22 protein-coding genes are annotated in these 21,715 nt (G+C 71.3%); 5 read left to right on the top strand and 17 right to left on the bottom strand.

Features of this window, described 5'->3' with window-relative positions; translation table 11 throughout:
* The first annotated feature begins 67 nt into the window (after positions 1-67).
* Entirely contained in the window at positions 68-760 is a 693-nt protein-coding gene (locus tag ACTWPP_RS16875; protein ID WP_443105208.1) for a TetR/AcrR family transcriptional regulator, read from the top strand.
* On the opposite strand, the gene ACTWPP_RS16870 is transcribed toward ACTWPP_RS16875, so the two are convergent.
* The 8 genes from ACTWPP_RS16870 to ACTWPP_RS16835 form a co-directional block, all read right to left on the bottom strand.
* Positions 757-1,662 carry an SDR family oxidoreductase gene (locus tag ACTWPP_RS16870; RefSeq protein WP_443105207.1) on the bottom strand — a complete coding sequence of 302 codons (906 nt, stop codon included), beginning with the start codon at positions 1,660-1,662 and terminating at the stop codon, positions 757-759. The two genes, ACTWPP_RS16875 and ACTWPP_RS16870, sit on opposite strands and share 4 nt — an antisense overlap.
* Before the next feature lie 10 nt (positions 1,663-1,672).
* Positions 1,673-2,260: a TetR/AcrR family transcriptional regulator gene (locus tag ACTWPP_RS16865; RefSeq protein ID WP_443105206.1), complete on the bottom strand. Its 588-nt coding sequence runs from the start codon at positions 2,258-2,260 to the stop codon at positions 1,673-1,675.
* Positions 2,261-2,276: 16 nt separating this feature from the next.
* Complete coding sequence (locus tag ACTWPP_RS16860; RefSeq protein WP_443105205.1) at positions 2,277-2,486, bottom strand: hypothetical protein; 210 nt, start codon at positions 2,484-2,486, stop codon at positions 2,277-2,279.
* A 55-nt stretch (positions 2,487-2,541) separates the two neighbouring features.
* Positions 2,542-3,372: a class I SAM-dependent methyltransferase gene (locus ACTWPP_RS16855; protein WP_443105204.1), complete on the bottom strand. Its 831-nt coding sequence runs from the start codon at positions 3,370-3,372 to the stop codon at positions 2,542-2,544.
* Positions 3,373-3,734: 362 nt separating this feature from the next.
* Positions 3,735-4,868 carry an NAD(P)H-dependent flavin oxidoreductase gene (locus ACTWPP_RS16850; RefSeq protein WP_443105203.1) on the bottom strand — a complete coding sequence of 378 codons (1,134 nt, stop codon included), beginning with the start codon at positions 4,866-4,868 and terminating at the stop codon, positions 3,735-3,737.
* Between the two features lie 11 nt (positions 4,869-4,879).
* Positions 4,880-5,287, bottom strand: coding sequence for a Zn-ribbon domain-containing OB-fold protein (locus tag ACTWPP_RS16845; RefSeq protein ID WP_443105202.1), 408 nt, complete (start codon positions 5,285-5,287; stop codon positions 4,880-4,882).
* The gene (locus ACTWPP_RS16840; protein ID WP_443105201.1) at positions 5,284-6,450 is read right to left on the bottom strand and encodes a thiolase family protein; all 1,167 of its coding nucleotides are present in this window, start codon (positions 6,448-6,450) and stop codon (positions 5,284-5,286) included. Before ACTWPP_RS16840 ends, ACTWPP_RS16845 begins: the two co-directional genes overlap by 4 nt.
* Positions 6,451-6,531: 81 nt before the next feature.
* Positions 6,532-7,497, bottom strand: coding sequence for a GlxA family transcriptional regulator (locus ACTWPP_RS16835; RefSeq protein WP_443105572.1), 966 nt, complete (start codon positions 7,495-7,497; stop codon positions 6,532-6,534).
* Between the two features lie 102 nt (positions 7,498-7,599).
* Here ACTWPP_RS16835 and ACTWPP_RS16830 point away from each other — a divergent pair, with 102 nt between their 5' ends.
* Positions 7,600-8,253, top strand: coding sequence for an HD domain-containing protein (locus ACTWPP_RS16830; RefSeq protein WP_443105200.1), 654 nt, complete (start codon positions 7,600-7,602; stop codon positions 8,251-8,253).
* Between the two features lie 117 nt (positions 8,254-8,370).
* Here ACTWPP_RS16830 and ehuA read toward each other — a convergent pair whose 3' ends face one another.
* The 9 genes from ehuA to pip all read right to left on the bottom strand — a co-directional run bounded on the left by ehuA (position 8,371) and on the right by pip (position 16,648).
* On the bottom strand, positions 8,371-9,327 hold the full coding sequence (gene ehuA, locus ACTWPP_RS16825) for an ectoine/hydroxyectoine ABC transporter ATP-binding protein EhuA (protein WP_443105199.1): 957 nt from the start codon (positions 9,325-9,327) through the stop codon (positions 8,371-8,373).
* The gene (gene ehuD, locus ACTWPP_RS16820; protein ID WP_443105198.1) at positions 9,314-9,967 is read right to left on the bottom strand and encodes an ectoine/hydroxyectoine ABC transporter permease subunit EhuD; all 654 of its coding nucleotides are present in this window, start codon (positions 9,965-9,967) and stop codon (positions 9,314-9,316) included. The genes ehuA and ehuD overlap by 14 nt, the downstream gene beginning before the upstream one ends.
* Positions 9,967-10,683: an ectoine/hydroxyectoine ABC transporter permease subunit EhuC gene (ehuC, locus tag ACTWPP_RS16815; RefSeq protein ID WP_443105197.1), complete on the bottom strand. Its 717-nt coding sequence runs from the start codon at positions 10,681-10,683 to the stop codon at positions 9,967-9,969. Before ehuC ends, ehuD begins: the two co-directional genes overlap by 1 nt.
* 4 nt (positions 10,684-10,687) lie before the next feature.
* Positions 10,688-11,581, bottom strand: coding sequence for an ectoine/hydroxyectoine ABC transporter substrate-binding protein EhuB (gene ehuB / locus ACTWPP_RS16810; protein WP_443105196.1), 894 nt, complete (start codon positions 11,579-11,581; stop codon positions 10,688-10,690).
* Between the two features lie 106 nt (positions 11,582-11,687).
* Positions 11,688-12,596, bottom strand: a complete 909-nt coding sequence (gene thpD / locus ACTWPP_RS16805) for an ectoine hydroxylase (RefSeq protein ID WP_443105195.1) — start codon at positions 12,594-12,596, stop codon at positions 11,688-11,690.
* Positions 12,593-12,988: an ectoine synthase gene (locus ACTWPP_RS16800; protein ID WP_443105194.1), complete on the bottom strand. Its 396-nt coding sequence runs from the start codon at positions 12,986-12,988 to the stop codon at positions 12,593-12,595. Before ACTWPP_RS16800 ends, thpD begins: the two co-directional genes overlap by 4 nt.
* 213 nt (positions 12,989-13,201) lie before the next feature.
* Positions 13,202-14,464, bottom strand: coding sequence for a diaminobutyrate--2-oxoglutarate transaminase (gene ectB, locus ACTWPP_RS16795; RefSeq protein WP_443105193.1), 1,263 nt, complete (start codon positions 14,462-14,464; stop codon positions 13,202-13,204).
* Between the two features lie 51 nt (positions 14,465-14,515).
* Positions 14,516-15,064, bottom strand: coding sequence for a diaminobutyrate acetyltransferase (ectA, locus tag ACTWPP_RS16790; protein WP_443105192.1), 549 nt, complete (start codon positions 15,062-15,064; stop codon positions 14,516-14,518).
* A gap of 615 nt (positions 15,065-15,679) precedes the next feature.
* Complete coding sequence (gene pip / locus ACTWPP_RS16785; protein WP_443105191.1) at positions 15,680-16,648, bottom strand: prolyl aminopeptidase; 969 nt, start codon at positions 16,646-16,648, stop codon at positions 15,680-15,682.
* A gap of 384 nt (positions 16,649-17,032) precedes the next feature.
* Here pip and ACTWPP_RS16780 point away from each other — a divergent pair, with 384 nt between their 5' ends.
* The 3 genes from ACTWPP_RS16780 (at position 17,033) to ACTWPP_RS16770 (ending at position 21,636) form a co-directional block, all read left to right on the top strand.
* Positions 17,033-18,835 (top strand): hypothetical protein, encoded by a 1,803-nt coding sequence (locus tag ACTWPP_RS16780; protein ID WP_443105190.1) that lies wholly within the window; start codon positions 17,033-17,035, stop codon positions 18,833-18,835.
* A gap of 462 nt (positions 18,836-19,297) precedes the next feature.
* Entirely contained in the window at positions 19,298-20,992 is a 1,695-nt protein-coding gene (locus ACTWPP_RS16775) for a CTP synthase (protein ID WP_443105189.1), read from the top strand.
* Positions 20,989-21,636, top strand: coding sequence for an NUDIX domain-containing protein (locus ACTWPP_RS16770; RefSeq protein WP_443105188.1), 648 nt, complete (start codon positions 20,989-20,991; stop codon positions 21,634-21,636). The genes ACTWPP_RS16775 and ACTWPP_RS16770 overlap by 4 nt, the downstream gene beginning before the upstream one ends.
* Positions 21,637-21,715: the final 79 nt, after the last annotated feature.

The following is a 21,715-nucleotide window of genomic DNA, read 5'->3' as shown; positions in this document are numbered from 1 at the left end:
GAATCGCTCCGCAAGAGGGGCGGCCACATTGACGGAGCGATCCGCTCCGCGAAAGTAGGATGGGATCATGACCGAGACGTCCGGGCGCCGCGCCCCCCGCCGCGCCGAGGCGGAACGCAACGACCGCGCCCTGCTCCAGGCGGCGCGGGAGGTGCTGGCCGAAGACGGGGCCCACGCTTCGGTCGCGGCCATCGCGGCCCGCGCCGGGGTGGGGATCGGCAGCCTCTACCGCCGCTACCGCACCAAGGAGGCCCTCTTCCAGCGGCTGACGGAGCTGTCCCTCGACCACTGGGTCGAGGCCGCCGAACGCGGGCTGGCCGACGAGGATCCGTGGCGGGGCCTGGCCGGCTTCATCACCGCGCGCGTCGAGTACGGGCAGGGCACGCTCGGCCCCATCGCCGGGACCATCGAGGTCACCGACGCGATGGCGGCCAAGTCCGCGCGTTCGGACGAACTGGTCGAGGCGCTGATCGCCCGCGCCCATGCGGCCGGGGCGCTGCGGCCGGACGTCACCGGCGCCGACATCTTCCTGCTGCTCGAACAACTCGGCCGCTCACCCGCCGTCGAGCAGCTCCGCCGGCAGGGGCGCACCGATCTGCTCGAGGCCGCGGCCGAGGCCCACCGCAGGCTCGTCCGCATCGCCGTCGACGGCCTGCGTGCGGGGCGGCACTCCCCCCTCCCCGGCTCCCCGCCCTCGCCCCGGCTTCTCACCGAACGCTGGACGACCCGGCTCGCCGGCGGTGACGACCGGCCGGGCTAGAGCGGATCGCCCAGGGGCCCGTACTCGTCCACGAGGGCGTCGGCCCAGTGGGCGGCGAAGTCGGGTCGGGCGCCGTCCACGTCGGTGAACCCGTACTCCTCGTACAGGCCCCAGGTCGCCAGCGCCCTCCCGGTCTTCGCCATGACGCCGGGGTCGGCGGCGAGCGCGGCGACGGCCCGTCCCAGATAGGCCGGTGTCTCGGAATGGGCGAAGTGCGGGTCCTGGGCGATGGCGTCCCGCCAGTTGGCCTCGGTGACGCCGAAATGTTCCAGGACGGCCTCCGAACGCAGGAATCCGGGGGTGATGGCCACGGCCGCGACCCCGTGCGGCTTCAGTTCGGCGGCCTGCGCGACCGCCAGCCGGATCACCGCGGACTTCGCGAGATCGTAGAAGAACGAGCCGCGGTAGCGGGCGGTGTTGCCGTCGGTCACCTCCACCACGAGCCCCCGGCCGCGGGCGACCAGCAGCGGAAGCGCGAACCGGCTGGTGATCACGTGCGTCTCCACCGCCTGCCGCAGCAGCCGCAGCCCGTTGTCGAGGTCCTGCTCCCACAGCGGATGCGACCAGTCGGTCAGCGGGTCGCCGCCCCACACGGAGTTCACGAGCACGTCGAGCCGCCCGTCCTGCTCCGCCGCGATCCGCTCGACCAGCGCACGGACCTCGTCCGGGCGGCTGTGATCGGTACGTACGGGGATGCCGGCGCCGCCCGCCGCCGTGACCTGCTCGGCGGTCTCCTCGATGGTCTCCGGCCGCCCGAGGTCGGAGCGTCCCGGACCGCTGCTGCGCCCGGTCACGTACACGGTCGCCCCGGCGGCCCCGAGCTGGACGGCGATGCCCCGTCCGCCTCCTCGCGTACCACCCGCGACCAGGGCGACATGGCCCGCCAACGGACGTTCCTCCATGGTCTCCTCCTCATATGACGTGCGGTGCCAGGGCGATGTCGACCTCGCGTCCGAGTCGTTCCGGCAGCGTCCCCCGCCGGTCGAGGGCCCATGTCAGGCCCGCACCCGCGATGACCGCCTGGATCGACCCGGCCAGCGCGCCGACCTCCGTCCCCGACGCGAGACCGCCCTCGGACACGGCCGCGCCGAGCAGCATCTCGATCACCCGGCCGTTCGCCCGGTGGACGGCCAGGGCCTGCTCGTGAAGCTCCGGGTCGGTGAGATCCATGCAGAGGAAGGCCAGATGGTTGGCGTACCTCTCCGGCGTGGTCATCTCCGACACCGACTCCACCGCGAACGCCCGCAGCGCAGCCAGCGCCGACGCGTGCCCCTCTCGCGCCCGTTCGCGCAGCGCGTCCGCGTCCCGAGCCGACTGCTTCGCGAGCGCCAGCAACAGCCCCCGCTTGGACCCGAACCGCTGGACGAGCGTGCCGGGCACGAGCCCGACCTCGTCCGCGACCGCCGCGAGCGTGAGCCTCGCCGGGCCGATCCGCCCGATCACCTCGACCGCCGCCCGCAGGATCACCGAGTCGTCCACGCCTCGCGGCCGCCCCGCCATCGCCCGGCCTCCCTTGCTAATAAATGAATGTGCATTTATTAAATCGCCCCACCTCCGTCATCGCCAAATCGTCTTCGTCCTGAGCGCCGCCTTCATCGCCTCCTACGTGGGCGGCCTGTACGCGCAGCACCCGCAACCGCGTGCCGGTCGGGGTGGCCGGGCCGCCGCAGGCCACCGCGCCGATCGACGCGACGCTGCGCCGCAGGGCGAAACCTTCGACGTGCACGCCTACCCGGCGCCGCGCGCCGCGCGATCCGCGACCGGGCGCCGAGCGGGCCGCGTCACTTCGTGCCGACGCCGATGTTGATCTCTGTGTGGAGGATCGCGCCGGGCTCACCGCCGGAGCGTTCGCGGAGGATGCCCTCCAGGACCTGCAGCACGTCGTCGCGCTGCTCCGCGGTCAGATCCGCGACCAGCCCCGCAGGGATCGGGTGGCTGCTCGTGATCAGGTTCCACAGGTGCGTCGCGGACCGCACCGGCAAGTCCCAGGTGGTCGTGTCCACCGTCACGTCCGCCAAGCCCGCCGCGGCCAGGTACCGCTCGAACAGGCCGGGGTCGGCCAGCCGGAAGGGTGGCGGCGGGTCCGCCGGCAATGCCGCGGCTCCGGGCACGGCCGCCCGGACGGCGCTCACGAGGAGGCCGAAGGGCTCCGCTCTGGCGAGCGCGCCGAACGCGACGACGAGCACCTTCCCGCCGGGCCTGGTGACGCGCGCCATCTCGGCCAGCCCGCCGGCCAGGTCGGGGAACAACGACACACCGTGCTGGGACGCGGACACGTCGAACGCGTCGTCCGGAAACTCCAGGTCCTGGCCGTCCATCACCCGGCCTTCGATGCTCGCCAGCCCTTCCGCGCGGGCACGGGCAGCGAGCCGTTCGATCATCGCCGGCGCGATGTCGGTCGCCACCACCTCGGCGCCGGCGCGGGCGGCCGGAATGCTCAGCGCGCCGCTGCCGGCGGCGACGTCCAGGAACCGCGTGCCGTGCCGGACGCCCGCGCGGCGGAGCACCTCCTCGCCGTACCGGGTGTTCGCCGGGGTGACGAACTCGTCGAAGCCGGGCGCGATCGCCTCCCACGCGTCCCGTGTCCGCTGGGTGGATGCCTGAGTGGTCATGGTCCTGCCTCCTGCTCGTTCGCCGGTCGCCGTCACCGCCATACCCCGGAGTCGCCGCAGGTCACGGGCGTATCGCCGATCTCGGCGTCTCCGGCGTGCCGATGGGCCTCGAGGCGAACGTACGGACGGGCGGGCCGGGACCGCATCGGGCGGACAACCCAAACCACGCCGCCCGCGGACATGGGTGATTCTGTGCAGACGGCTCGCCTACGCGGCGTCCAGTTCCTGTCAGGACGCCCAGGCCCGGCACAGCGCGGAACAGGCGGCCGCGGCGTCGCCGTCGCGAGCAGGATCGAGCCGCGCGCGCACCACGGCGTGACGGGAGGAGTACCCGCCCCTCCGCAGCGTCCGGTTCCTGACGTTCAGTCTTCGCCGGTGATGGTGTTGAGGCGGTCCACGGCGTCGGCGAAGTCTTCGACCATGTCGTAGACGACCTGGCGGGCGGGCTTGACGGTGTTCATGAGGCCGACGCACTGGCCGACGAAGTAGTTGGCGAGCTGCCGGGCGCCGGGGTTGCCGGACTCGGCGATCTTGGTGATCTGCCGCATGGCGCCCTCGGCGACGATCATCTGGAGGGGCATCCCGAGGGGGCCGGGGCTCGCGGGGCTCTCCCACTCCTCCGTCCAGGCGGAGCGGAGCTGGCGGGCGGGCTTGCCGGTGCGGGACCGGGAGCGGATCGTGTCGCGGGACGTGGCGGCGAGCATCTTCTCCTTCACCGGGGCGGAGGTCTCCGCCTCCTCGGTGGTGAGCCAGACCGAGCCGCACCAGACGCCGGACGCGCCGAGGGCGAGGGCGGCGGCCATCTGGCGTCCCGTGGCGATCCCGCCGGCGGCGAGGACGGGCACCGGGGCGACGGTGTCGACGACCTCGGGGACGAGGACCATCGTGGAGATCTCGCCGGTGTGGCCGCCGGCCTCGCCGCCCTGCGCGACGATCAGGTCGACGCCCGCGGCGACCTGGCGGCGGGCGTGCTCGGACGTCCCGACGAGCGCGGCGACGGGGATCCCGGCGGCCTTCGCCTTCTCCACCATGAGGGGGGGAGGGGTGCCGAGCGCGCTGGCGATGAGGCCGATGGGGTGGGCGAGCGACACGTCGATCAGCTCGGTCGCGCCCTTGGCCGTGACCTGCGTGCCGCCGCGCGCGTTGGACCGCTTGGCCTGCTCGAAGTCCGGCAGCGGGACGTCGTACTTGGCGAACAGGCCGGTGAGGAAGTCCCAGTGCTCGTCGGGGATCGCGGCGAGCATGGCGTCGAGGCCGCCGCCCTCAGCCGACTTGTCGATCTTGCCGGGGACCAGGACGTCCACGCCGTAGGGGCGGCCGTTCACGTGGTCGTCGATCCAGCGCAGTTCCTCTTCGAGGCGCTCGGGGGTGTAGGCGACCGCCCCGAGGACGCCGAAGCCGCCCGCGTTGGTCACGGCGGCGACGACGTCGCGGCAGTGGCTGAAGGCGAACAGCGGGAACTCGATGCCGAACCGTGCGCAGACCTCGGTGTTCATGACCCCAGACGCTAACGGACCGAATGGCGTTCGGTCCAGGGGCGGAACAGGACGTAGGACTCGCCCTCGTCCGGATGCACGAACACCGCGCGGAGGGGGAGGCCCTCGCGCAGGGACGCCGGGTCGACGCCGTCCAGGCGGGTGTGCAGCCAGGGGCCCTCGGCCAGTTCGGCCAGCGCCAGGTGGGCGGGCGGCTGCCCGGCGTCACGGGAATGGGTGACGGTCCAGGTCACCAGGGTCGCCTCGCCGCTCGCCTCGGCCCAGCCGAGGTCCTCGTTCCCGCAGTCCGGGCAGCCGGCCTCGTCCGGCGCGAACCAGCGGTCGCACGCCTCGCAGCGCCTGATGACGAGCCGGCCGGCGGCGGTGCCGTCGAAGAACGGGTCGGTGCGGCCGTCCCGCCGCAGAACACCGATGTTCATGCCCGGGCTCCCTTCTCGTGCGGGCTGACGACGAGCGTGGAGTGGTGGTCGAGGATCCCGCCGTTCCCGCTGACCAGGATCACGTCGTTGGACGGGGCCTGCCGCTCCCCGCCGTCCCCGCGCGCCTGGATCACCGCCTCCGACAGCGGCGTCATGCCCCACATGTAGTACGCCGAGAGCTGGCCGCCGCCGGTGTTGGTCGGCAGCGACCCGCCGGGGCCGAGCGCACCGGACGCGGCGAACGCGCCGCCCTCGCCCTTGGCGCAGAACCCGTAGTCCTCCAGCGACACCAGGACCGTGTAGGTGTAGCAGTCGTACAGCTCGCACACGTCGACGTCGGACGGGGTGATCCCCGCCATCTTCATCGCCGTCGCGCCGGAGGAGGCCGCGCCGGTCGTCAGGCCGAACTCGCTGCCGCGCTCCTTGCGGTGCCCGGGATGGCCCTGCCCCCATCCCCACAGGTGGACGGGCGGACGGGCGAGGTCGCGGGCCCGGTCGGCGCTCGTGACCACGACGGCGACGGCGCCGTTGGAGACCAGGCAGCAGTCCAGCAGGTGCAGCGGCTCGGACACCCAGCGGGACTCCTGGTGGTCGGCGAGGGTGATCGGCTCGCGCATCTGGGCGAGCGGGTTGCGGGCCGCCCACTCGCGGGTCGAGACGGCGATCGCGCCGAGCTGCTCGCTGGTGGTGCCGTACCGGGCCATGTGCCGCTGGGCGGCGAGGGCGTAGTAGGAGTTGACGCTGCGCAGCCCGAGCGCCGCCGTCATCCCGCCGAACCCGTACCATTCGCGGGCGTCGCGGTTGTACGCCGAACCGGCCGACTCCTGCGGCTTCAGCGGCGCGTCGGCGAACACGCAGGCGACGGTGGTCGCCGAGCCGCTCAGCACCGACATCGCCGCGTACGACAGCATCGCGCCGGCGGTCGCGCCGAACGCGTTGATCTGCGAGAGCAGCCGCAGGTCGCGGAGACCGAGCGTGCCCGCCAGCTCGATGCCGGGGGAGCCGCCCATGCCGTGGCTGACCAGCAGCCCGTCCAGGTCGCCGAGCGCGAGCCCCGCGTCGGCCACGGCGAGCCGCACCGCGTCGGCGGCGAGCCTCCGCGGGCTGCGCCCGTAGACCTTGCCGAGCTCGGTCATCCCGAGCCCCACGATCGATGTGCCCATCAACGCAACCTCGCCCCTCCACGGTTCACCAGGCCACGGTACCGAATGGCGTTCGGTGGGTTCCACGGCGGGCGGCCCAGATCAGGAGGGCGGCGTGCGCGCGCGGAAGGCGCCGCGGTAGGCCAGCGGGGACGCGCCGACCCGGCGGGCGAAATGGGCGCGCAGCGTCACCGGCGACCCGAAGCCCGCTTCGGCGGCGACACGCTCCACGGGCAGGTCCGTGCTCTCCAGGAGCTGCTGCGCGCGGTGGACACGGGCGCGCGACAGCCATTGCAGCGGCGTCGTGCCCGCCTGCTCCCGGAACCGCCGCGTCAGCGTCCGGACGCTGACGGACGCGTGCCGCGCGATGTCCTCCAGCGTCAAAGGCCGATGCAGGTTGGCCTCCAGCCAGGCCAGGACCGGCTGGAGGGCGGCGCCGTCGTCCGGCGGGTCCTCGTGCCGGATGTACTGGGCCTGCCCGCCGTCCCGCTGCGGCGGCATGATGATCCGGCGCGCGGTCCGCGCCGCCGTCGCCGAGCCGTGGTCGCGGCGGACGAGATGCAGGCACAGGTCGATCCCGGCGACGACCCCGGCGGACGTCAGCACCTGCCCGCCGTCCACGTACAGCACCGACGGGTCGACCTCGACGTCCGGATACCGCCGCGCCAGCGCCCCCGCGTACCGCCAGTGCGTGGTGGCCCGCCGCCCGTCGAGCAGCCCGGCGGCGGCGAGGACGAACGCGCCGACGCAGATGGAGGCGACCCTGGCGCCGCGCGCCGCCGCGTGTCGCAGGGCGTCCAGCACCTCGGCGGGCGGGCCGGCCCGCACATTCTCATGGCCGGGGACGACGATCGTGTCGGCCGACGCGAGCGCGTCCAGGCCGAACGGCGTCTCCACGCGCATGCGGCCCAGCATGGGGGACGTCTCCGCGCCGCCCGGCGCCGTGCACGCCCGCACCTCGTACAGCGGGACGTTCCCGGACGTGGTCGTCGTGCCGAACACCTGGCCCGGAACGGCCAGGTCGAACGCCACCACACCGTCCAGCGCGAGCACCGCCACCACATGCATGGCCAGAACGTAGCGCATATCGGCAGTCTGGACACTGTCCCGCATCCCCGGCCGCGGCGGACGATCGGTGGCGTTCGTCCGAGCACCTCCGAGGAGCAGCCCATGACCGACCACTTCGCCGAGTTCTCCCTTCCCCGCACCGGCCTCGCCCGCAAGGCGTACGACCTGGTGTTCTCCGAGGGGACGGCGGCGCTCGCCAACCACAGCGTGCGCACCTACCTGTTCGCGCGCGCCATCGGGGAACGGCGGGCGCTGCGCTCCGGCGCCGACTACGACGACGAGGTGCTCTTCCTGGCGAGCGTCCTGCACGACGTCGGGCTCACCGAGCGGGCGGACGGCGGGCAGCGCTTCGAGGTGGACGGCGCCGACCGCGCCGCGGAGTTCCTGAGCGAGAACGGTATGGACGAGGAGCGGGTCCGCGTCGTCTGGGAGGCGATCGCGCTGCACAGCAGCCTGGGCATCGCCCACCGGATGCGGCCGGAGATCGCCCTCACCCACGCCGGGACCGGCGCCGACATCGCCGGGCTGGGCGCCGGGGCGCTCCCCGAGGGCCTCGCCGACCGCGCTCACGCCGCGTTCCCCCGGCTCGGGGCCGGATGCGCGATCACCGAGTCCATCGTCGACCAGATCGCCCGGAACCCGGCCAAGGCGCCGATCGGCTCGTTCCCCGGCGAGATCGCGCGCCAGTACGGCACCGGCGCGCCCGTCCCGGAATGGTCGGAGCTCATCGCCGCCGCCTGGCCCGGCGTCGATTGAGCCGGTCCGCCACCTGGGACCGCGCCCGGGGCGTGTCCGGTGAATGGGGTGGACGAGAGTCGCCCGCGCCCCCGGGGCGACGGGGACGCGGGCGACGGGCTGCCTGCGGGAGGCCGGTCAGGAGGCCAGGACCGCCTGCAGGAAGTCCCGGGTGCGCTGCTCGGCCGGCTCGCCGAAGATCTGGTCCGGGGGACCCTCCTCGACGATCTGGCCCTGGTCGAACATCAGGACCCGGTCGGAGATGTCCTTGGCGAAGGCCATCTCGTGGGTGACGCACAGCAAGGTCAGGTCGCTCTGCCGGGCGATGTCGCGCAGCAGGTCCTGGACGCCGACGACGAGCTCGGGGTCGAGCGCCGAGGTGACCTCGTCCAGAAGCAGCACCCGGGGTTGCATGGCGAGCGCGCGCGCGATCGCCACCCGCTGCTGCTGGCCGCCCGACAACTGGGACGGATGAGCGTTGATCTTGTCGGCGAGGCCGACCAGTTCCAGCAGGTCCCTGGCGCGCTCGACCGCCTCGTCCTTGGGCACCCCCAGCACGCGCACCGGCCCCTCGGTGAGGTTGCGCAGCACGTTCATGTTGGGGAACAGGTTGAACTGCTGGAACACCATGCCGACCTGCTTGCGCATCTCGTGCAGGTGCTTCTGGTTGGCCGGGACGCGCTTGCCGCCGCGCTCCATGTGCCACAGCGTCTCGTCGCCGATCCAGATGACGCCCTCGTTGAGGGACTCCAGCGTCATCAGCAGCCGCAGGATGGTCGTTTTGCCCGACCCGCTCGGCCCGATGAGGGTCACCCGCTCGCCGGGCTCCACGTTGAAGTCGAGCTCGCGGAGCACGACGTTGTCGCCGAACCGCTTGACCACCTTCTCGAAGCGGATGCCCGGCGCGCCGCCGTGCGGAAGCCCCGCGACGGGCTCGCCCTCCTGCACGTCCCCCTTTTGCGTGGAGACGCCCTTGCTCACCGAGACGCTCTCGTCCGCGGCGACGTCGTCGCCGGTCGCGGCGCCCTTCGGCGTAGGGCCGCCCTCGGGGTCTTGGGGCGTCGGGGCTTCCGGTGTGGTGTCAGTTGGTGGCATAACGCCTCTCCAAGCGGCGGACAAGTATCGAGGATATGACGCTGACGATGACGAACAACAGCCCGACCATGGTGATCGGCTCGAGGAACTGCAGGGTCCGCGACCCCACCTGGTAGGCGGAGAAGAGCAGTTCCGCGACGTTGATCGCCAGCAGCATCGGCGAGTCCTTGAACATCGCGATCAGGTAGTTGCCCAGCGTCGGGATCACCCGGCGGATCGCCTGCGGAAGGATCACGTCCAGCCACACCCGCGACTTCGGCAGGTTGATGGCCGTGCACGCCTCCCACTGCCCCTTCGGGACGTCGGCGATCCCGGCCCGGTACACCTCGGCCGTGTACGTCGAGTAGTGGATGCCGAGCGTGATGATCCCGGCCGTCAGCGGCCCGATCGTGATGCCCCAGGCGGGCAGGACGAAGAAGACGAAGTACAGCTGCGGGATCAGCGGCGTCGACCTGATGAACTCCGTGACCCACCGGACCGTCTGGTTGACGGCCGTGTACGGCGTTCGGCGCAGCAGCGTCCACACCAGGCCCAGGATCAGGGCGATCACGTAGCCGACCAGCGTCGCGATGACCGTGTAGCGCAGCCCGTTCAGCAGATCGGGCAGGATCTCGCCCGAGTATTGCCAGTCCCAGGTCATCAGCCCGACACCCCCGCTCCGGGAGAGCCGGCCGCGATCGTGCTGAGCGACGGCTCACTGGGCAGCCTGCGGCCCAGCATGCGGTCCACGCGCCGCTCGGCGTAGCGGACGAACAGCTGCAGCACCTGCGCGATGATGAAGTACAGGACCAGGACCACCGAGAACGCGGCGATGGTCTCGCCGGTACTGCTCTGGATGTTCTTCGAGACGCGGGTGAGGTCGACGAGGCCGACGAGGGACACGATGGCCGTCGCCTTCATCAGCTCGATGATCAGGTTGCCGAACGGGGGCAGCATCAGCGCGACGCCCTGCGGCAGCAGGACGCGCCGCATCCGCTGGTACGGCGTGAAGTTGAGAGCCACCGTCGCCTCGTACTGCGCCTTGGGCACGGCCTTGATCGAGCCGCGGACCACCTCGGCGCCGTACGCGCCGACGTTCATGCCGAGCGCCAGCACGGCCGCGAACATGGTGGTGAACCGCAGCCCGACCAGGGGCAGCGCGTAGAAGAACCAGTACAGCAGCACCAGCGTCGCGGTCCCGCGGAAGAACTCCACGTACACCCTGTTCAGGACACGCACCCACGCATGGCGCGAGGTGCCCGCCAGACCGAAGATCAGGGCGAGCACCAGCGCCAGCACGCCGCCGTACACGGTGAGCTGCACGGTGAGCAACGCGCCGTCCAGCCACTGCTGGTGGCTGCTGAGGACGTCCCCCACGGGATCAGGCCTGGCAGAACTTGGCGGCGGTGTCCTCCGGACCGGGCATCTCGGCCTGGCTGAACCCGAACGGCTTCAGGATCGGCAGCAGCTGGTTCGCCTGCTTCAGCTTCGCGAGCTCGTCGTTCCATGCCTTCAGCAGGTCCGCGTCGGCCTTGCGGAACGCGAACGCGCCGGCGCCGAACTGCTCCTTGCCGTCGATGACCGGGGTGAACGGCTCGGTCACCTCGAAGCCCTCGCCCTCGTGCTTGGACTGCAGGTCGGCCAGGGAGATGCGGGTCAGCCAGATGCAGTCGATGCGCCCGGCCTTGAGTCCCTCGTAGGCGCTGGCCTGGTCGGCGTACGTCTTGATGTCGCCCTTCTCGACCCCGGTGCTCTCGGCGTAGCCGGCCTCGACGGCGCCCGTGAGGACCCCGACCTTGGCGCCCTTCTCCGCCGGGTCCTGCGCGCCGTTCAGGCCCTTCGGGTTGCCCTCCTTCACCATGAAGGCGCTCTTGGCGACGTACTCGGGGTTGGCGAACGCCGCCGAGGCGCAGCGCTCGGGCGTGATGAACATGCCGGCGGCGATCGCGTCGAACCGCTTGGCGTTGAGGCCCCCGATGAGGCCGCCGAAGTCCACCTGGACGCCCTTGACCTCGTTGATCCCGAGTTTCTTGAAGATGACGCGGGCCAGCTCGGGCGCCTCACCGGTCAGCTTGCCGGACTGGTCGGTGTAGCCGTACGGGGGCTCGTTGGCGAAGCCGACGGTGATCGTGCCTGCGCTCTTGGCCTTTTCGAGCGTTCCGCCGCCCGCTTTCTCCTCCTCCGGATCCGTCGTGGAGCAGCCCGCCGCGGCCAGCGGTACCGCGGCGGACAGCAGCACGGCGCTGCGCAGGAAGTCACGTCTCGAGGAAGTCATCATCGAACTCCTGGATGGGTGTGCTCCCGCGCCCGCGGGGGGCCGGTGCGGCCCCCCGCGGGCGCGGGAGCAGGGTGGGTCGGGGTTATCGAATTGTTGTGTTCATTCAGCCGCCCACGGGGGTGAAGTCGCGGGCACCGATGAACTCCGGACGCGGGGCGGGCGCCGAGAAGGGCTCGGCGCAGGTGTTCTCGACACTGTTGAAGACGATGAACACGTTGGAGCGCGGGAACGGGGTGATGTTCCCGTTCGAGCCGTGCATGCAGTTGCAGTCGAACATGGTCGCAGAGCCCGCAGACCCTGTGAACAGCTCGATCCCGTGTTTTTCGGCGAGGATCGACAAGCTGTTGGGATCGGGCGTCCCGATCTCCTGTCCGCGCAGGGACTCCTTGTAGTGGTCGTCCGGGGTCTCCCCGACACAGGCCACGAAGGTCTTGTGCGAGCCAGGCATAATCATTAGCCCGCCATTGTGCACGAAATTCTCGGTGAGCGCGATGGATATGCTCACCGCGCGCATCCGCGGCATGCCGTCCTCGGCGTGCCAGGTCTCGAAGTCCGAGTGCCAGTAGAAGTCCTTGCCGCTGAACCCCGGCTTGTAGTTGACCCGGCTCTGGTGGACGTAGACCTCGGAGCCGAGGATCTGCCGCGCCCGGCCGACGACGCGGGGATCGCGGACGAGCCGGTCGAAGACTTCACTGATCTTGTGGATCTCGAAGATGGAGCGGACCTCGTCCGAGCCTCGCTCGGTGACCGTGCGCTCGTCGGCCAGGACCCGCGGGTTCGAGGACAGCCGGCGCAGCTCGGCGCGGTAGTCCTCGACCTCCTCCGGGGAGATGAGCTGGTCGACGGACAGGAAGCCGTTGGCCTCGAACGAGTCGAGCGTGGCACCGTCGATCGGCCCGTCCTCCGGGGCGCCGTACACGACAGGGTCCTGCCGGTACAGCAGCGCCGCCTCGATGCCCTTCCGGGTGGGGTAGGCGTCGTCGATGGTCGGATGGGACTCGATGATGCTCATGCGTCCTCCTCAGTCAGCAGCGGGTACACACCGTTCTCGTCATGGACCTCCCGGCCGGTGCAGGGCGGGTTGAACACGCAGACGGTCCGCACGTCCGTGTGAGCCCGCAGGGTGTGGTGCTCGTGCTTGTCCAGCAGGTACATCACGCCCGGCTCGATCTTGTGCTTCTCACCCGTCTCGTCGTTGGTCAGCTCTCCCTGGCCCTCGATGCAGTAGACGGCCTCGACGTGGTTCGCGTACCACATCTTGGTCTCGGACCCCGCGTAAAGGATCGTCTCGTGCATTGAGAAGCCGACGCCCTCCTTGGCGAGCACGAACCGGCGGCTGCACCACGTCGGCGCCTGCACGTCGCGCTCGGTGCCGATGATCTCGTCAAGGGAACGAACGATCATGAATCTCCTCTTTCCAGCTGTGCCCGGGGCGCCGGGCCCGCGCGGGCCCGGCGGCTCGGACGGTGTTCGCTCAAGCCGTGCGGCTCGGCCGGCCCGGACGGCTCGGACGGGCCCCGGCCTCCGGGGGCGGCCCGCGTCCGGGTGGGTCGGGTCCGGGTGCGTCGTGTCCGGGCGGCCCGTGTCCTGGCCGCCCGGCGTCCGGATGGCTCGGGGTCAGACGGCGACCTTCTGGCGGACGGCCTCCAGCGAGTCCGCGATGATCTCCAGGCCCTGGCCCAGTTCGGCCTCGGTCGTGGTGAGCGGCGGCAGCAGCTTGACCACCTCGCCCTCCGGGCCGGAGGTCTCCATCAGCAGCCCGCGCTCGAACGCCTCGGTGCACACCCGCGGCGCCATCTCGGCGTCGTTCATCACCAGGCCCCACGCCAGGCCGCGGCCGCGGACGGAGTCGACGGCGCCGGCGTGCGCCAGCGCGATCGACTCCAGCGCCGTCTGGACCTGCTGGCCCTTGGCGAGCGTCTGCTTCTCCATGTCGTCGCCGGTCCAGTAGTCCTCCAGCGCGGCGACGGCGGTGACGAACGCGGGGTTGAAGCCGCGGAAGGTGCCGTTGTGCTCGCCCGGCTCCCACACGTCCAGCTCCCGCTTCATGAGCGTGACCGCGAACGGCAGCCCGTAGCCGCTGAGCGACTTGGACAGGCAGACGATGTCCGGGGTGATCCCGGCCTCCTCGAAGCTGAAGAAGGATCCGGTGCGGCCGCAGCCCATCTGCACGTCGTCGACGATGAGCAGGATGTCCTGCCGGCGGCACAGGTCCTGCAGGCCGCGCAGCCATTCGGCGGTGGCGACGTTGATGCCGCCCTCGCCCTGGACGGTCTCCACGATGACGGCGGCGGGCTTGTCGAGGCCGCTGCCGCTGTCCTCCAGCATCGTCTCGAAGAGCAGGAAGTCGGGCGTCCTGCCGTCCAGGTAGTTGTCGTAGGGCATCGCGACGCCGTGCCCGAGGGGCACGCCCGCCCCGGTGCGCTTCATCGAATTCCCCGTGACGGCGAGCGCGCCGAGCGTCATGCCGTGAAAGGCGTTGGTGAAGCTGACGACCGTCTCGCGGCCGGTGTACTTGCGGGCGAGTTTCAGCGCGGCCTCGACCGAGTTGTTGCCCGCCGGGCCGGGGAACTGGATTTTGTAGTCGAGCGCACGCGGCTGGAGCACATACTCGTTGAACCGTTCCAGGAACTCCCGTTTGGCCGAGCTGTACATGTCCAGGCTGTGCACGATCGCGTCGCTCGCGAGATAGTCCATCAGCCGGCGTTTCAGCTGCGGGTTGTTGTGCCCGTAGTTGAGGGTCCCTGCGCCGGCGAAGAAATCGAGGTAGCTTTTCCCGTTCTCATCGGTCATGTAGCTGCCCTGCGCGGTGGTGAACACCGTGGGCCAGCCTCGGCAGTAGCCGCGGACTTCCGATTCCAGGCGGGCGAAAACGTCCATGTCTGCCTCCAGGCAGGTTGGTGTGGGGGAGCGGACGGGGGAGTGAGTGGATCAGTTCGCGTCGGTGATCGGGCCGATCCGAAAGAGCACCTCGGGCTCGTGTCCCCCCTCGGGGAAGTGCTCCGCGCCGAACAGCGGGCTGCGAGCGAGTTCGCACCCGCGGTCCCGGGCGAACGACTCGAACATCGCGGTGGAGGCGGTGTTGTCCGGTGTGACCGTGGCCTCCATGAACCGGTGGCCGCGGGGGACGAGCCGGTCGGCGAGGCGGTCGAGCATGCGGCGGGCCAGGCCCTGGCCGCGATGGTCGTGGTCGACGGCGACCTGCCACACGAAGAACGTGTCGGGCCGGGACGGGCGGACGTAGCCGGTGATGAAACCGCAGGGGGCGCCGGCGTCGCGCGCCACCACTGAAGTGTCCGGGAAATCGCGGCACCAAAGCGTGTAGCTGTACGGCGAGTTGACGTCCAGGACACGTGAGTCCCGCGCCATCCGCCAAAGCTCTGGGCCGTCGGCGAGGCTCGGCTCCTGGAGTTGCACGTCCGCGTTCGTCTCGTTCGCGTCGGGGCGTCGGGTCGGTGATTCCAGGGGTTGCGCTGCCATGTCCAGGCAACTTAGCGAATCTCGCACCGTGATCGCAGAGGAATGTTATCTGCGAGATGTTTAGCCGTGTACCGCACTGGGTAGGGTAATAGGCTTTGTCGAATTCGGTGCAATTCAGAGCGGGCCCGAGCGGGCGGCCGTCCGCTTTTCCCTGTGCTACGCAGGAGGTACTGCCGCCCGGACGGGCGGCGTCGCCCGGACGCTTCCTGAACGCCACCTTAATGTTTTGTCGTGGCCTCGGGAGGGGTTTTGTGTATCGGTTGTGTGAGGTAAGTCACTCAAATTCGATGTGAACGCCTCGGGTGCGGCGGACGTCACGTCGCATCGGGCGAGGTCGTCCGGGCGAGGGCGCCCTGGGGCGGATGTGCGGCAAGGCGTTGACGCGGGCTCTGGGAGGTCGCGTCCACTGACCTTCAAGGGGCAGGTTCAGTGACCGGACGGTAAGGCGTCCATAGCTCAGAGGTAAGAAATCGGGGATTTCGGTCTCCTGAGCGCCGGCCGGGGCACGATATGAACACCGTCCCCCGGCCGGGATTCCGGGCCTGCCGACCATAGCTTTGCGACATGTCCGATTTATCTAGCTCTCTGCGAGCGGGACGCTACGCCGGGTGTCGCTCAGCGCTTTCCGGCGAACCGGTCGGTCGCCTCGATCAGACGATGCAGGATTCCCGGCTCGCTGTAGGCGTGGCCGGCGTCGTCGACGATGTGGAACTCCGCCTCGGGCCACGCGCGGTGCAGATCCCACGCCGTCGCGACCGGGGTGCACACGTCGTAGCGGCCCTGCACGATCACCGCCGGGATGTGGCGGATCCTGTCCACGTCCCGGATCAGCTGCTCCTCCTCGAAGAACCCCTCGTTGACGAAGTAGTGGTTCTCGATGCGGGCGAACGCCACCGCGTAGTCCGGCTCGCCGAACCCGCCGGCCAGCTCCGTGTCCGGCCGCAGCGTGATCGTCGAGCCCTCCCAGGTCGCCCACGCCTTCGCCGCCGCGACGCGCACGTCCCGGTCGGGTGAGCCGAGCCGCTCGCGGAACGCGGAGATGAGGTCCTCCCGCTCGTCCTCGGGGATCGGCTCGACGTACTTCTCCCACAGATCGGGGAACAGCAGCGACGCGCCCTCCTGGTAGAACCAGTACAGCTCGAACGGCCGCAATGTGAAGATGCCGCGCAGCACCAGCTCGGTCACCCGCTCCGGATGGGTCTGCGCGTACGCCAGCGACAGCGCGCTGCCCCAGCTCCCGCCGAACACCAGCCAGCGCTCGATCCCCAGGTGCTCGCGCAGCCTCTCCATGTCGGCGACCAGGTTCCAGGTGGTGTTCGCCTCCAGCGACACCTCCGGATCCTTCGCGTGCGGCACGCTCCGCCCGCAGTTGCGCTGGTCGAACAGCACGATCCGGTACGCCTCCGGGTCGAACTGCCGGCGGTGCGCCGGGCTGCAGCCGGCGCCCGGCCCGCCGTGCAGCATCACCGCGGGTTTGCCCTCCGGATTGCCGCAGACCTCCCAGTAGACGCGGTCGCCGTCGCCGACGTCGAGCAGCCCGGACTCGTGCGGCTCGACGGGCGGATAAAGGGTGCGAAGCTCCATGGGGTGCGATTGTCCCACCCGTTCGGCCGTTCCCCGGATGTGACCCGCGGCACCCGTCAGACTGGCCCATGCAGGCCGTGAACGGGGCCCGACCAGGCGTCCTGCGTGCGCGGATACCTCGCGAGGATCAAGAAAGTAAACCCCAAACTGGGCAAAGGTTCCGCTGGTCGGGACTAGAGTGCCTTCAGTGAGCGAAGCGACGAGGCTCAGGGCCGGTAGCGGAGCGAACGAGATGTGCACACCGACCCCCGCGAACGCGGCCGGGCGCCGCCAGGCGAGGAGACACGTGAGCGAAATGACGAGCCGCCAGGCGAGCAGCGCCGCGACCACGATGAGCACAGCCATTGTGTTCACGTGGCACCGAGCCGTGAGGCGAGGAGAGCAGTGAGTGAGCTGAACGGATCGGGCGGTTCCCGCGGAGTCCCGGACGCGGGGTCACCCTGGACCGCCATGGGGCGCGACCCGAACCGCGCGCCCGAGGCGCCGGTCCCGGCCGCCCAGCAGCCGATCCAGATGTCCAAGCCCGCGCTGCCCGGCCCCGCCGCGCAGCAGCAGCCACCCGGCCAGCAGCCCGGCCAAGCCGGTCAGCAGGGCAGGCACGGCCACCATGGGCAGCACGGCCGCACCGGTGAGATGGTGCGTCCCGAGCCGGAGCAGCCCGAGGCCCAGCCCTGGGACATGGTGGAGCGGCTCCGCCAGATGGCCGACCTCATCGGCGACGCGCTCGCCGCCGGGGAGCGCAAGGTCAACGAGGCCCAGACCGAGATCGCCTCGCAGGTCGCGGCGATCGCGGCCGAGCGGGAGTCCGCCCAGCGCGACGCGGCCGCCGCCTGGGGCGAGGTGCAGCGCGCCCGCGGCCAGGCCGAGCAGGCCGAGCGGCGGGCCGTGGAGGCCGAACGCCGCCTCGGCGACGCCCAGAACGAGGTCTCCTCCCAGGTCGCGGCCGTCCAGGCGGAGAAGGAGGCCGCGCAGCGCGACGCGGCCGCCGCCTGGGGCGAGGTGCAGCGCGCCCGCGGCCAGGCCGAGCAGGCCGACCGCCGCGCGGTCGAGGCCGAGCGGCAGTTCGCCGACGCCGACCGCCGGGTCGCCGAGGTCCAGAACGAGGCCGTCACCCAGATCGCCGCGTTGCAGACCGAGAAGGAGAACGCGCAGCGGGACGCGGCCGCCGCCTGGAACCAGGCCCAGCAGGGACGCGCCCAGGCCGACCAGGCGCGCAACCAGGCCGAGCAGGCGCGTATCCAGGCCGACCAGGCGCGCGCGCAGGCCGAGCAGACCCGCGCGCAGATGGAGCAGGTGCAGGCCCAGGTCGAGCAGGCCGAACGCCGGGTCGCCGAGGCCGAGGCCACCGTCCGGCAGGCGATCCAGCAGCGCGACGCCATGAGCGAGGCCCGCGACGACGCGCTCCGCGCCGTGGAGGACGCAGTCGCCGGCCGCCGCTCCGCCGAAGCCGAGCGCGACCGCGTCGCCGACCAGGCCGCGGAGCTGTCGCGGGGCCTGGAGTCCGCGCACGCCGAACTGTCGGCGCTGCGGGCCAAGGTCACCGACGCCGAGATGACGGCGCAGAACCTGCAGCACGCCATCGTCGCGGCCGGCAACGAGGCCGACGAGTCCCGCCGCCGCGCCGAGGTCGCCGAGCGCCGCGCCCAGGAGAACGAACGCCGCGCGCAGGACTCCGAGCGCCGGGCGCAGGAGGCCGAGCGGCGCATCCAGGATGCCGCCGGGCGGGCCGAGGCCGCCGAGGCCGAGCGCCAGCAGGCCCTCGACACGGCCTCACAGTCGCTGGAGGCCGCCAAGAAGGCCGAGCGTGAGCGTGACGGCAGCGCCAAGGCCAGGGAGTCGTCCGAGCGGGCCCGCGAGGCCGCCGTCCAGGCCCAAGCGCGCGCGGAGTCCGAGCTGACCCTGGCCCGCGGCCGGGCCGACCAGGCCGGGCGCGAGCGCGACAAGGCCGTGGCGGGCATGCGGCAGATGGCCGCCGAACGCGACGCGGTCGCGGAGAAGCTCGCCGAGCGCGACCAGTGGGTCGACCAGCTCGCGCAGGCCGTCACCGAGCAGCGCGCGCAGATCGCCGAACTGTCCCAGGAACGCGACGCCGCCCGCACCGCCGCCGACCAGGCCCGCTCCTTGATCGACGAGCTGACCCGCCAGCTCCGCACCATCATGCCCACCGCAGCGACCCCGAGACTCTGACGGCGACCCCGCGGCACACGCCTGCCTCACCCACGCAACCTGAGGCGAAGGCGCTTTCGAGCTAGCAAGGACCGACTGCGCACCGAGCCGGCCCGGCGACGGAGGGCCAGGCCCAAGCAGGAGGGCGGTGCCATGAACACACCCCCTCAACCTGCGCCGGCCACCGTCCGCGCCCGCATCGGCCACCGGCTCAGCCACGCGACGACCCCAACAGTCGCGATCGCGTCCGAAGGCAGGTGCGAGCGAAGCGAGAACCTGATCGCGCAGCGAGCCGCAAGGCGAGCCGGAGCGATGCAGCGATCGCACGCAGTGCCCGCCGAAGGACGGCCTTCAAGGCCCGACGCCAAGGGCACTGCAAGGAACACAGCAGTACCCAGGGCCCGAAGGACGAGGTGAATGCAATAAGCTAGAGGCCCGTGGACAGTGGCAACAGCCGCCTCGCAACCACCACGGGAGCCCTTCTTGCCTTCGGCAGTCACTGGTAGAGCACGGCCTACCAAGCATCTCTTCGTTACCGGCGGTGTCGCCTCGAGCCTCGGCAAGGGACTGACGGCGTCCAGCCTCGGGAGGCTTCTCACCCTCCGCGGCCTCCGGGTCACCATGCAGAAGCTCGACCCTTACCTCAACGTCGACCCGGGAACGATGAACCCGTTCCAGCACGGGGAGGTCTTCGTCACCGACGACGGTGCCGAGACGGACCTGGACATCGGCCACTACGAGCGGTTCCTGGACACCGAGCTGCACGGTTCGGCGAACGTCACGACCGGCCAGGTGTACTCGAACGTGATCGCCAAGGAGCGGCGCGGGGAGTATCTCGGCGACACCGTGCAGGTCATCCCGCACATCACGAACGAGATCAAGGACCGGATCATCGGGATGGCGGCCGACGACGGGGTCGACATCGTCATCACCGAGGTGGGCGGGACGGTCGGCGACATCGAGTCGCTGCCGTTCCTGGAGTCGGTGCGGCAGATCCGGCATGAGATCGGACGGGAGAACTGCTTCTTCCTGCACGTGTCGCTGCTGCCCTACATCGGGCCGTCCGGGGAGCTGAAGACCAAGCCGACGCAGCATTCGGTCGCGGCGCTGCGCTCCATCGGCATCCAGCCCGACGCGATCGTGTGCCGTTCGGACCGGCCGATCACCGACGGGCTCAAGCACAAGATCAGCATGATGTGCGACGTGGACCGAGAGGCGGTCGTGTCGGCCGTCGACGCGGCCAGCATCTACGACATCCCGAAGGTGCTGCATTCGGAGGGCCTGGACGCCTACGTGGTGCGCCGCCTGGACCTGCCGTTCCGCGATGTCGACTGGGGCGCCTGGGACGAGCTGCTGCGGCGCGTCCACAAGCCGGCCAGGGAGGTGACGATCGCGCTGGTCGGCAAGTACATCGACCTGCCCGACGCCTACCTGTCGGTCACCGAGGCGCTGCGGCACGGCGGGTTCGGCAATGACGCGAAGGTCCACATCCGCTGGGTCAAGAGCGACGACTGCGAGACCCCGGAGGGCGCCAAGCGGGAGCTGGACGGCGTCGACGGCGTGCTCGTGCCCGGCGGGTTCGGGGTCCGCGGCATCGAGGGCAAGATCGGCGCGGTCCGGCACGCCCGCGAGAACCGCGTCCCGCTGCTCGGCATCTGCCTGGGCCTGCAGTGCATGGTGATCGAGGCGGCGCGGACGCTCGGGGGGCTCGCCGACGCCGGCAGCGCCGAGTTCGACGCCACCACCGCCGACCCCGTCGTCGCCACGATGAGCGACCAGCTCGACGTCGTCGCCGGTGAGCGCGACATGGGCGGGACGATGCGGCTCGGCCTCTACCCGGCGGACCTCGCCGAGGGGTCGGTGGTCCGGGGTCTGTACGGGGAGGCCAAGGTGTCGGAGCGGCACCGGCACCGCTACGAGGTCAGCAACGCCTACCGGGACCGGCTGGAGGAGGCGGGGCTGTTGTTCTCCGGCCTGTCGCCCGACGGCCGCCTCGTCGAGTACGTCGAGCTGCCGCGCGACCGGCACCCGTTCTTCGTCGGCACGCAGGCGCATCCGGAGTTCCGGTCCCGGCCGACGCGCCCGCATCCGCTGTTCACCGGCCTGGTCGCCGCCTCCCTCGACTACGCGGCGGACCGCGCGGGCGATGGCGGCGCGGGGAACGTGACCGTCTCATGAGTCCCGCGGGGGAACTCGGCCCGGACGACGTCCGCGACGGTCCGGCGCGGTGGCGGGTCGTGGCGGAGTCCACGGTCTACCGGGGGCGCGTGTTCGGTGTCCGCAGCGACCGGGTGGAGATGCCGCGCGGCGACGGCACCGAGGTCGTCGACCGCGACGTGATCGAGCACATCGGTTCCGTCGGCGTCCTCGCCCTCGACGACCGTGACCGGGTGCTGCTGCTGCGCCAGTACCGGCATCCCGTGGGGCGGCTGCTGTGGGAGGCGCCCGCCGGGCTGCGGGACGTGGACGGTGAGCCGCTGCACAAGCTCGCCGAGCGGGAGCTGCTGGAGGAGGCCGGGTACCGCGCCGAGCGGTGGGACACGCTGCTGGACGTGTACCCGTCGCCCGGGATGACCGACGAGCGCGTCCGGATCTTCCTGGCCCGCGGCGTCACCGAGGTGCCCGCCGACCAGATCGATTTCGAGCGGGTCCATGAGGAGGCCGACATGCCGGTCGTGTGGGTGCCGCTGGAGGAGGCGGTCCGCAAGGCGCTGGCCGGCGACCTGCACAACATGATCGCCTGTATGGGGGTGCTGGCCGCGCACGCGGCCCGCGCGTCCGGGTTCGCGGGGCTGCGTCCGGTCGACGCGCCGGAGGCCTGACCCCGGATGAGGTCCCCGTCCGCGGCGGGAGGGGGCATGATGGGCGGGTCCCCGTAGCCACCGCCGGAAGAGGTGCCGC

Source organism: Actinomadura sp. 3N407, from assembly GCF_052245875.1.
GTDB lineage: Bacteria > Actinomycetota > Actinomycetes > Streptosporangiales > Streptosporangiaceae > Spirillospora.
This window is presented reverse-complemented; position numbering and strand designations above follow the sequence as displayed.

Bases quoted from the DNA above. Each gene is read 5' to 3' on its own strand.
- ACTWPP_RS16800 (WP_443105194.1), bottom strand. From the start codon at position 12,988: ATGATCGTTCGTTCCCTTGACGAGATCATCGGCACCGAGCGCGACGTG.
- ACTWPP_RS16870 (WP_443105207.1), bottom strand. From the start codon at position 1,662: ATGGAGGAACGTCCGTTGGCGGGCCATGTCGCCCTGGTCGCGGGTGGT.
- ACTWPP_RS16840 (WP_443105201.1), bottom strand. From the start codon at position 6,450: ATGGGCACATCGATCGTGGGGCTCGGGATGACCGAGCTCGGCAAGGTC.
- pip (WP_443105191.1), bottom strand. From the start codon at position 16,648: ATGGAGCTTCGCACCCTTTATCCGCCCGTCGAGCCGCACGAGTCCGGG.
- ectA (WP_443105192.1), bottom strand. From the start codon at position 15,064: ATGGCAGCGCAACCCCTGGAATCACCGACCCGACGCCCCGACGCGAAC.
- ACTWPP_RS16830 (WP_443105200.1), top strand. From the start codon at position 7,600: ATGACCGACCACTTCGCCGAGTTCTCCCTTCCCCGCACCGGCCTCGCC.
- ectB (WP_443105193.1), bottom strand. From the start codon at position 14,464: ATGGACGTTTTCGCCCGCCTGGAATCGGAAGTCCGCGGCTACTGCCGA.
- ACTWPP_RS16850 (WP_443105203.1), bottom strand. From the start codon at position 4,868: ATGAACACCGAGGTCTGCGCACGGTTCGGCATCGAGTTCCCGCTGTTC.
- ACTWPP_RS16845 (WP_443105202.1), bottom strand. From the start codon at position 5,287: ATGAACATCGGTGTTCTGCGGCGGGACGGCCGCACCGACCCGTTCTTC.
- ehuD (WP_443105198.1), bottom strand. From the start codon at position 9,967: ATGACCTGGGACTGGCAATACTCGGGCGAGATCCTGCCCGATCTGCTG.
- ehuB (WP_443105196.1), bottom strand. From the start codon at position 11,581: ATGACTTCCTCGAGACGTGACTTCCTGCGCAGCGCCGTGCTGCTGTCC.
- ACTWPP_RS16865 (WP_443105206.1), bottom strand. From the start codon at position 2,260: ATGGCGGGGCGGCCGCGAGGCGTGGACGACTCGGTGATCCTGCGGGCG.
- ACTWPP_RS16855 (WP_443105204.1), bottom strand. From the start codon at position 3,372: ATGACCACTCAGGCATCCACCCAGCGGACACGGGACGCGTGGGAGGCG.
- ACTWPP_RS16875 (WP_443105208.1), top strand. From the start codon at position 68: ATGACCGAGACGTCCGGGCGCCGCGCCCCCCGCCGCGCCGAGGCGGAA.
- ACTWPP_RS16770 (WP_443105188.1), top strand. From the start codon at position 20,989: ATGAGTCCCGCGGGGGAACTCGGCCCGGACGACGTCCGCGACGGTCCG.
- ehuA (WP_443105199.1), bottom strand. From the start codon at position 9,327: ATGCCACCAACTGACACCACACCGGAAGCCCCGACGCCCCAAGACCCC.
- ACTWPP_RS16835 (WP_443105572.1), bottom strand. From the start codon at position 7,497: ATGCATGTGGTGGCGGTGCTCGCGCTGGACGGTGTGGTGGCGTTCGAC.
- thpD (WP_443105195.1), bottom strand. From the start codon at position 12,596: ATGAGCATCATCGAGTCCCATCCGACCATCGACGACGCCTACCCCACC.